The sequence below is a fragment of the Thermodesulfitimonas sp. genome, from assembly GCF_052743955.1.
In genome coordinates, this window is record NZ_JBRAIN010000039.1 from 1 (window position 1) to 8,361 (window position 8,361).

Annotated in this window: 12 protein-coding genes; 1 reads left to right on the plus strand and 11 read right to left on the minus strand. The window is 58.7% G+C overall.

Annotated elements, in window-relative coordinates:
- Positions 1-124 precede the first annotated feature (124 nt).
- The 5 genes from tilS to ACUVTA_RS04815 all read right to left on the minus strand — a co-directional run bounded on the left by tilS (position 125) and on the right by ACUVTA_RS04815 (position 5,000).
- The gene (gene tilS / locus ACUVTA_RS04795) at positions 125-1,474 is read right to left on the minus strand and encodes a tRNA lysidine(34) synthetase TilS (protein ID WP_445951835.1); all 1,350 of its coding nucleotides are present in this window, start codon (positions 1,472-1,474) and stop codon (positions 125-127) included.
- A 111-nt stretch (positions 1,475-1,585) separates the two neighbouring features.
- Positions 1,586-3,040: a SpoIIE family protein phosphatase gene (locus ACUVTA_RS04800; RefSeq protein ID WP_445951836.1), complete on the minus strand. Its 1,455-nt coding sequence runs from the start codon at positions 3,038-3,040 to the stop codon at positions 1,586-1,588.
- A complete protein-coding gene (locus ACUVTA_RS04805) occupies positions 2,989-3,810 on the minus strand; it encodes a hypothetical protein (RefSeq protein WP_445951837.1) in 822 nt (273 codons plus the stop codon). Before ACUVTA_RS04805 ends, ACUVTA_RS04800 begins: the two co-directional genes overlap by 52 nt.
- Positions 3,798-4,034 carry a hypothetical protein gene (locus tag ACUVTA_RS04810; protein WP_445951838.1) on the minus strand — a complete coding sequence of 79 codons (237 nt, stop codon included), beginning with the start codon at positions 4,032-4,034 and terminating at the stop codon, positions 3,798-3,800. The genes ACUVTA_RS04805 and ACUVTA_RS04810 overlap by 13 nt, the downstream gene beginning before the upstream one ends.
- A gap of 69 nt (positions 4,035-4,103) precedes the next feature.
- Complete coding sequence (locus tag ACUVTA_RS04815; RefSeq protein ID WP_445951839.1) at positions 4,104-5,000, minus strand: Ppx/GppA phosphatase family protein; 897 nt, start codon at positions 4,998-5,000, stop codon at positions 4,104-4,106.
- A 167-nt stretch (positions 5,001-5,167) separates the two neighbouring features.
- Between ACUVTA_RS04815 and hisG the strand changes: the two genes are divergently transcribed.
- Entirely contained in the window at positions 5,168-6,040 is an 873-nt protein-coding gene (gene hisG / locus ACUVTA_RS04820) for an ATP phosphoribosyltransferase (RefSeq protein WP_445951840.1), read from the plus strand.
- A gap of 4 nt (positions 6,041-6,044) precedes the next feature.
- On the opposite strand, the gene ACUVTA_RS04825 is transcribed toward hisG, so the two are convergent.
- The 6 genes from ACUVTA_RS04825 to ACUVTA_RS04850 all read right to left on the minus strand — a co-directional run bounded on the left by ACUVTA_RS04825 (position 6,045) and on the right by ACUVTA_RS04850 (position 8,182).
- The gene (locus ACUVTA_RS04825) at positions 6,045-6,440 is read right to left on the minus strand and encodes an FtsB family cell division protein (protein ID WP_445951841.1); all 396 of its coding nucleotides are present in this window, start codon (positions 6,438-6,440) and stop codon (positions 6,045-6,047) included.
- The gene (locus ACUVTA_RS04830; protein ID WP_445951842.1) at positions 6,409-6,669 is read right to left on the minus strand and encodes an RNA polymerase sigma factor; all 261 of its coding nucleotides are present in this window, start codon (positions 6,667-6,669) and stop codon (positions 6,409-6,411) included. The genes ACUVTA_RS04825 and ACUVTA_RS04830 overlap by 32 nt, the downstream gene beginning before the upstream one ends.
- A 145-nt stretch (positions 6,670-6,814) precedes the next feature.
- A complete protein-coding gene (gene yabQ / locus ACUVTA_RS04835; protein ID WP_445951843.1) occupies positions 6,815-7,207 on the minus strand; it encodes a spore cortex biosynthesis protein YabQ in 393 nt (130 codons plus the stop codon).
- Positions 7,207-7,497: a YabP/YqfC family sporulation protein gene (locus ACUVTA_RS04840; protein ID WP_445951844.1), complete on the minus strand. Its 291-nt coding sequence runs from the start codon at positions 7,495-7,497 to the stop codon at positions 7,207-7,209. Before ACUVTA_RS04840 ends, yabQ begins: the two co-directional genes overlap by 1 nt.
- 152 nt (positions 7,498-7,649) lie before the next feature.
- Entirely contained in the window at positions 7,650-7,895 is a 246-nt protein-coding gene (locus tag ACUVTA_RS04845) for an RNA-binding S4 domain-containing protein (RefSeq protein WP_445951845.1), read from the minus strand.
- 11 nt (positions 7,896-7,906) lie between these two features.
- On the minus strand, positions 7,907-8,182 hold the full coding sequence (locus ACUVTA_RS04850) for an HU family DNA-binding protein (RefSeq protein ID WP_123930676.1): 276 nt from the start codon (positions 8,180-8,182) through the stop codon (positions 7,907-7,909).
- Positions 8,183-8,361 lie beyond the last annotated feature (179 nt).

Genomic DNA, 8,361 nt, shown 5'->3' on the forward strand with positions numbered 1-8,361 from the left:
AACCAATAAATTATACCACAGCCACAATTCTTTTACAAGCCCATAACACCGCAGATGGGAGCCTTAATATAGATTCTTCGCCGGAGGGTAAATTTTTTCCTGCTTTTCCCCGCAAACCGATTAATTATAACTCGTTTTTCTCCAGGGAAATGAGCTCTAGGTGAAGACAGCGCCTCGTCTGAGAGGTTACCCGCGCCGACTCTGCCGGGCGCACACCGGCAACCCATAAGATACCGGTAGCATCAACAACGAGGGGGATTTTATCCCGCTGGTAACGCGGGATTTTCTGGTTGATAAAGAAGTCCTTGAGCCGTACGGGCACCGGGTAGCCTAAGGGATAGAAGAAGTCCCCCGGGCAGCGCTGCCGCACGAAGAGAGGGGGCTTTACCTGTTCATAATCGAGGAGTGTTTCCTGCGGCGGCAAGGTGGCAGGGTCCCTCCCGGGAGCCACAAGCTCGGCCTTAACGGCCATTCCTAGTTCCCTAATGACGGCTACACCGGGAACAGGAAGCGGATAGCAGAAGTCAGGAACCACTGGTAGCTCACCAGTTCTGAAAAGTAGTCGCCGGTGAAGCCGGACCGCCTTCACCCCCCGGGGCAGAGCCACTTCCCTGCCGGTGGTGCGCTCCAGCAACCTTAGCACCTCCTCTGTATGGAGGAAATCAAGGTCGTAAACGCTTCCCGTTACTTCCCGGTAAGCCAGACGCACCACCCGGCGGGCTATCGCCCGGGGCAACAAAGCAAGGGCATCTCCGTCAAAATAAACGCCCGCCGCCGCGACACTGCGGAGGCCAGTGTAAACCTTCGCGGCTTCCGCCGCCAGGAATTCCTCTTCTTCCCGGAGAACCGCTGCCAGGCGACCAAGAGCAGGTACAAGCGCCGGATTATACTCTCGCTCCAGCAGCGGAAGGAGTTCGTGACGGATCTTATTCCGGCGGTAAGCCGTCTGGATGTTTGAGGCATCGTAACAGGTTTTAAGTCCCCGGGAGGCACAGTAGGCCTCGATGACCGCGCGCCGCACCTCAATAAGCGGCCGCACGAACGGCCCGCGCACCGGCGGTATTCCTTTAAGCCCCGCTGGTCCCGTCCCCCGGAGAAGGTTCATGAGCACCGTTTCGGCTTGATCATCGGCCTGGTGTCCTAGCGCCACCTTCGCTGCGCCTACCGCGCCGAGCACGCGGGTAAAAAAGGCGTACCGGAGCTCCCGGGCGGCCATCTCGGTAGACAGGCGCCGCTCGCCGGCATACGCAGGAACGTCGGCCGCATCCACGGTAACCGGCAGGCCGTAACCGGAAGCGAGCCGGCGGACAAATTCGGCCTCCTCAGCCGCCTCCGGCCGCAAACGGTGGTTGAGATGGGCCACGTGAAGCTTAAGCCCTAACTCATCGCGTAACCGGGACAAAAGGTCAAGCAGGGCGACCGAATCGGGCCCCCCGGAAACGCCCACCACCACCGTATCTCCCGGTGCAAACATCCCGAAATGCTTGATAGTTTCCCGTACCTGCGGCAGAATATCCAGAAAAGACCACCCCGGGCTTTAAAGTTTCCACGCTTTCCCCCTTTTCCCTTCTTCCTAAAAGAGCTTTTATGCGCTAACCACGCGGGCCACCACCACCGTCGCGTCGTCCGGCAGCGCTCCCCCCGTCACAAAATGCGCCCGGTTGAGGATGAAACTCGCGATCTTCTGCGGCTCGCCGGTACCGGCCTCTGCAAGGCACTCCACCAGCCATTCCTCTTTGCCCTCCTCGCCCCGCCACGCTTCCAGGAGGCCATCCGTCACCAGCACCACCAAATCCCCGTCCTCTAGCTCTCGTTCCGCCACCAGTACTTCGATCGGGTTAACAATCCCTACCGGCAGGGAAGGCGTCCGGATCACTTCCGCGGTGCCGTTGCTGCGGTAAAGGAAACCGGGGGCTGCACCGATTTTTACCCACTGGAGCTTCCCCGTGTAGAGGTCGAAGGCCGCCATATCTACCGTGGCAAAGCTTTCTCCGGGTGCGTGTAAGAGCAACAGCGAGTTTACCGTGTTAACCGCTAGTTCCGCACTGAAGCCGGCCTTTAAAAGAAGCTCCAAAAGCGAAACCGCAGTGGCACTTTCCTGGGCTGCCTGCGCGCCGGTGCCCATCCCGTCACTCAGAATCAAGGCGTAGCGGCCGCCCGCCATCTGGAGGCGCGAGAAGGTATCCCCCGAAACCTCCTCCTTCGCCGCTGCGGCCACTCCCACCGCCAGCCGAAAACGAAGCGCGGCGTAGAGGGTAAACCAGCACTCCTCCTCTCCTTCCCGGAGCGGGCAGGCTGTATGCGCCACGGAGTAAACCCGCCGGGCCACATCCGACACTACAGGAGCCACCACCCGCTGGCAGTAAAGATTTCCGGTGCAGGCCTTCGTGCAAACATGCACCTCTATCTGCCCGTCATCCCGGAGGGAAACCCGCAGATCCTCGATGCGCAGCCGGCCGTTGCGAGCCATTTCCCGAAGCTCCGCCTCGATTGCCGCCACCTGGGCAAGACCCGCACCGAGCTCACCCGCGAAATCCTGCAGGACTCCGGCAATACCCCGCAGCTGCTCCGCCACCACCGCACGGCTCTCTACCATCCGCCGGTACCAGTAGCGGTTCAGGCGATAAGCCTCGTAAAGCAGCGAAAGGGTGAGGGTCAGTTCTTTCAGCTTGACGCATCTTTTCTCGAGATACTCGGGCAGGTCCCCGGGCTGAAGCTGTCCCTTACCCTCGAGGGTACTCAGCGCCTCCCGGAAGACGGTCGTCGCCTGGCGCTCCTCCCACTGCCAGCAAGTGCGGTGCAAGGGGCAGTTGCCACAGACCCGCTCTTTAACTTCCGTCAGTAACTGCGTAAGTTGGTTCTCCGTAACCGGTCGGAGACCCCCCGCCGCGCTAAAGGTCACCGCAAGCTCGTCGAACACCTGCGCCCAGCCATTAAGTCGCCCGAGAACGAGCTCGCTGAAAGGTTGGGACGCCTCGGCAGTAGCTACTACGCCGGAAAAGGAGGCCCGCAGGCCGGCGTACCACTTAAGAGGGACCAATAGAGGATAGTCGCAATCCCGGTCTCCGCCACGATCTGGGTTAAACTGTTCGCATCCCGGACATAAAGCACGAGCAGGATGTTCCCGAGGGCAAAACCGAGGACCACTCCGGGCCGGCCGAATTTCCGGAAGCACCCGCCCAGAAAACCGGCAAACGCGTAGTTCGATACCGCCTGGGGAACAACCGTGTAGGCCAGTCCCGGAATCACCCCTAAGACCGCTCCCGCCGCCGCACCCGCACTGCCGCCTCCGGCGGCCGCGGCGAAAAGGAGGGATAGCCGCGTCAGCACCCCTTTAACCGCAACCGGCCCCCAGACGAGATTCCCGCTCCCGGCGATCACCCCGGCCACGATAACAGTGAGACAGAAGAGTTCTTCCGCACTTAGTTGCAAGCCCTTTTTCTCCCGCCAGGCAACGAGTCCCTGCTGAAAAAGATAGGTAAGCACTCCCGCAAAAGCCGCCTCAAACAGGATGCTCACGTAAGCATAGGGAGTAGGCCCGCCGAAGGCAAGGAAGGCCGTCTTGACCACCAAAACACCCGCGGCAACGAGGCCGGGCGCCCCCAGGGGCCGGCGCAGCAGTTCCTGCGGTGTCAGCGTCACGAGAAGCAACGTAGCGCCAGTAGCGGCGACCGCGCCCGCACAGGTAAGGCCTTTTAAAACGAAAACCTGGCCCGCTACCACGCTCAACCATACAGGCCAGGTGCACCCGCCGTAACTTAGGTTAGCCGCCACCGCAAAAGCAACGCCGAAAGGAGTCAGCGCGCCCAACAACACCGCCCGCCCGAGAAAAACCCGGCAAAATAAAGCGGCAACCAGCGGCGGTGCGCCCTCAACCCTTCAACGATAAAAGCCAGATCGAACCCGGAACGGGACCGCCGCCGTTCCCCTCGCGCAACCCTCCCTGCTCCCTCCTCCCGCGCGATAACCCGGAGCTCCCGCCGGCGCGCGGTCTTTTCCCGCCTGTAGGGATAAACTTCTGTCGCCCGCCGCAACAAGCACACCACCCCACTGGAATTTATTTCCTTACTATATCTCCGGTGGAGTGGTAATTTCTGTCAGAATCAGGGCTGATGATTTAATTTTCTTTCGACAGCGTTCACCGCCTCAGCAGCCACACCGTAGAGGAGATCGTGCTCACTAACAGTTAACCCGGGAGCTCCGGTTAGCTCCAGCAAAACGGTGAGAATCCGGATCCCGGCCAGGATAACATCGGCGCGCTCCGGCTGTAGCCCGGGGACTTTACGCCGTTCTTCGAGCGAAAGTGCGGCCAGTCGCGCGCCCATGGCGACCACCTCTTCCGCCTGAAGTTCGTAGCCGTGGACGCGCTCCGGGTCGTAAGCGGGTAGCGCTAACGCTACCGCCGCCAGCGTAGTGATTGTACCGCCGGTACCGATAATCCGGCGGCCCGTGATCTTAGAAGCTACAGGTGCCAATACGTGAGTGACCGTTTCGGCACCGCCCCCTTGCTCGGTCAGGCGAACTGCGCCGAGCGGCAGGCTGCGGGCCATAAGCCGCCCCTTTTCCATCCAGATGATCTCTGTGCTTCCGCCACCGATATCGACAACCACCGTCGCCTCGGGGTCGAAAGCCAGGCCGGTCATAGCCCCGCGAAAGGTGTAAAAGGCCTCCTCGGTTCCGGAAAGAATCCGGACTTCAAGCCCAGTAGCCCGGCGGATCAGCGTCAGAAAATCCTCCCGGTTAGCTGCCTCGCGCACTGCGCAGGTGGCCACCGCGATAATCCTCCGGGCCCCCATTATCTGCGCCCGCCGCCAGAATTCCGCAACCGCAGCCGCCGTCCTGGCCATCGCCTGCTCGGATGATCGCCCGGTGACAACGAACCCCTCCCCCAAACGGGTTGTTTTAAGCGCCGTTTCTACCCGGCTAACCATTTGGGGACCTACCTCGGCTAAAAGGTAGCGGGTCGAATTAGTCCCGATATCGATCACACCCACGCGCACCAGCAACACCCCTTATATTGAGTCCGCAGCCCCCTAACCCCGGATTATTCCCACCAAAAGTCCCTTATTCACTCTTGACCGCCCGTCTTTTTCCCTATTAAGATAATGCCCGATACTTTTTCGTCGCAAAACGCGAGTCTAAGCCACAGCCACAGGAGGCGAAAAAATTGCAACTCCGACTCGGTCTGCCTAAGGGCAGCCTTCAAGAGGCCACCTTTCAACTCTTCCGCCGCGCTGGTTATAACATTACGGTAAGCGGACGCTCCTACCACCCTACGATCGATGACCCAGAAATCGCGGTAGTACTTATGCGGGCGCAGGAGATTCCCCGCTACGTCTCTGAAGGTGTGCTCGATGCGGGCTTGAGCGGCTACGACTGGATCCAGGAGAACGAAGCCCAAGTCGTCGAAGTCGCCGAGCTCGTTTACGCCAAACAGTCGCAGCGGCCGGTCCGCCTCGTGCTGGCGGTAGCCCAGGACAGCAATATCCAGCAGGTAACTGACCTTGACGGCAAGCGGATCGCCACCGAGTTTGTCCGTCTGACCCAGCGTTACCTCGCCGCCCACGGTGTTACCGCGCACGTCGAATTCTCTTGGGGCGCCACCGAAGTAAAGGTGCCCGAACTTGTTGACGCCATCGTTGACCTCACCGAAACCGGCGGCTCCCTCAAAGCAAACAACCTGCGGGTAATCGCCACAATTCTCGAATCGACGCCGCGGCTACACGCCAACCCGGCCGCTTGGGCAGACCCCTGGAAGCGGAACAAGATCGAAAACCTCGCCCTGCTCCTCAAAGGGGCGTTAGCCGCTTACGCCAAGGTGGGGCTTAAGATGAATGTTCCGGGCGACAAGCTCGCCGCGGTCCTGGGTATCCTTCCGGCTATGAAGCAGCCCACCGTATCGCCGCTTTACAACAACGGCGGCTGGGTTGCCGTGGAGGTCGTGATCGACGAATACCGGGTACGGGAACTGATTCCCGCTTTGAAGGAAGCCGGCGCCCAGGACATCATCGAGTACCCCCTTAATAAAGTGATTCCCTAAAAAGTCAATGGGTATTGCCCGTCCGGTTATGGTCCCCTTCATGCCGTCTCTCTTGCCCTCCCTGCTGGGGGGTAACCGTTACCACCACCGGGACCTCTCCGGGTTTTACCAGGCCGAACTTCTCCCGGGCTAGCGACTCCACGTAAGCATCGGACTGGAGAAGGCGAACCCGCTCCCAGAGCGCGGCGTTCCGGGCCCGCACTTCTTTTAGCTCCCGTTCGGCCTGCCTTACGCTGCTCTCCAAAGCGTAGAGCCGACTAAACTGGCTTCCGGTAACGACCAAAAGATAAATTAAAAAAACGATAAAAAGCAGTACCGGAAGCCGGTGGGGGGCAAAACGCACCCTGGGCCTGGTTTCCTTCTCCTGCCTAACTGTTTTGCTCGCCGCCTTCACCGCCATCTGCCAGCTCCTCCTCGTCGGGTAATAACAACCCACCCGGCAAAACAATGACCACCTCATAGCCCTTCTGGCGCGCCCGGTTAAAAAGGGTAGCGACGCTCGAAGGGCTAAGCTTCAGGCGGCGGGCAATCGCCGCCGCCGGATACCCCATCTCTTTCAAAACGACAACCTGCCGTTCGCGGAAGCTTAATTTCTCGGCGCCCCTAATCTCAACGTGCAAGTCCTTCACCTGACCCGCTTATACACCGCTTTGTCCACAAAATGTGGACAAAATTATTACAGAATCTTCTACATAAATTTAAAAAATCCTGCTTAACCAACCGGAAACTTACGGGCAATTATTCTTCGGGCTTAGACCGGCGGCGCGCTAGCCACTACCGGAAAAGGCTGGCGCTGCACCGGAAGAATTTTATAGCAGGTGAAAGAAGGGACCTTAAGGCCCGTAAGAAACGGAGAAAGGTCACCCCGGCAGAGGTCGTCACCGCAACCGCAGGCCGGCGCAAAAACCGGCAGTAAAAGAGGAAGCCGATGAGGATACCGAGAAAAGTATAGAACCGTACCCCACCGGTATCTCCCGCAAAGAAGAGGGAACAAGCCAAAACGGTAAGACAAAGCCAGAAAAGAGTATCCCCAAGGGCTAGCGCCACGCGCGTCCGTAACCGCAGTAGCCGGAAGGAAACCTGGTAGAGATCGTAAAGCCAACCGCCCGTTAAACCTACAAGCACACTAAAACCAAAGTCTTTAAGTTGGTAAAAGAAAGTGGCCACTACCGAAAAAGCCTTTCTAGTAAGCCGCGCCCGGCCCCCCGCCGGACGGTACCCTTTTCTGCCGCGTAGCTTAGTGCTTCAAACCGGCCTTCGACCACCAACCGGCCAGTATCAAGGTTAAGGTCGGTAATGCTCAATCCCTCTCCCTTAAGCACTAAATAACCCAGAACCGTGTCCGCACGGATCTCCTTATCCGTAAAGGCATCTACCTGACGCACCCCCTCAGCCACCACGCGCTTTCTCTCTTCGAGAATGACCGTGTGGCGCTCCGCTTCTTTCACGTGTATCACCCCTCTTTCCCCGTAGATTTTATGCGGCGTGTACCGGCGGGTAGAACCGGCCAGCCTATAGGTTTCGCACCCGGAAATGCTATAAAAAATATAAAAAACCGCGCTCTTAACCGCGCGGTTTAGCTATAACCGAGTTACCGGGGGGAACAACATCAGTCCTCGAGAAGCCGGTAAAGCCCCGGCGCTTCTTTTGCCGTTACGTGCTCGGCAAGGCCAACGACTTCGACCTTTATCGTCCGGTGGCCGAGAGAAAGAATTACCACATCCCCCGGCTTCACCCGTGTAGCCGGTTTCGCAGGTCGGCCGTTAACCGTCACCAACCCTTCCCGCAACAGATCCTGCGCCACCGTCCGGCGGGTGATCAACCGGCTCACTTTGAGAAACTTATCCAAACGCACCCCGGGAGAAACTACTTACCCACGGCGTCCTTCAGCAGTTTGCCAGCTTTAAAAACGGGCACCCGCGCCGCAGGAATCTCGATTTCGGCTTTAGTCTGGGGGTTTCTCCCCTTCCTGGCTGCCCGCTGTCGCACCTCAAAGGTACCGAAACCTACCAACTGCACCTTTTCCCCGTTGGCGAGCGCAGCGGTAATGCTGTCAAAAACCGCCGCAATTGCCCTTTCTGCGTCCTTTTTCGTCAAATCTGCCTTTTCTGCAACGCTCGCTACCAGGTCCGCTTTGTTCACCCGTATCCCCTCCTGGAAGTATTTTGGCTAAACTCCCTAATTCGCTACCGCCCCTTTTTCTCCTGCCAAAAAATTCGGTTAAAACGCAAAAAATTTTTTTACCGGACCAGCCTCCTCTTCACCTCAACAGCTTATTTATGAAAGCAATACCAATTAATGTCATATTTTACCCTTTTCTT

Excerpts from the sequence above, each read along its gene's own strand:
- ACUVTA_RS04825 (WP_445951841.1), bottom strand. The coding sequence starts at position 6,440 with ATGGCGGTGAAGGCGGCGAGCAAAACAGTTAGGCAGGAGAAGGAAACC.
- tilS (WP_445951835.1), bottom strand. The coding sequence starts at position 1,474 with ATGTTTGCACCGGGAGATACGGTGGTGGTGGGCGTTTCCGGGGGGCCC.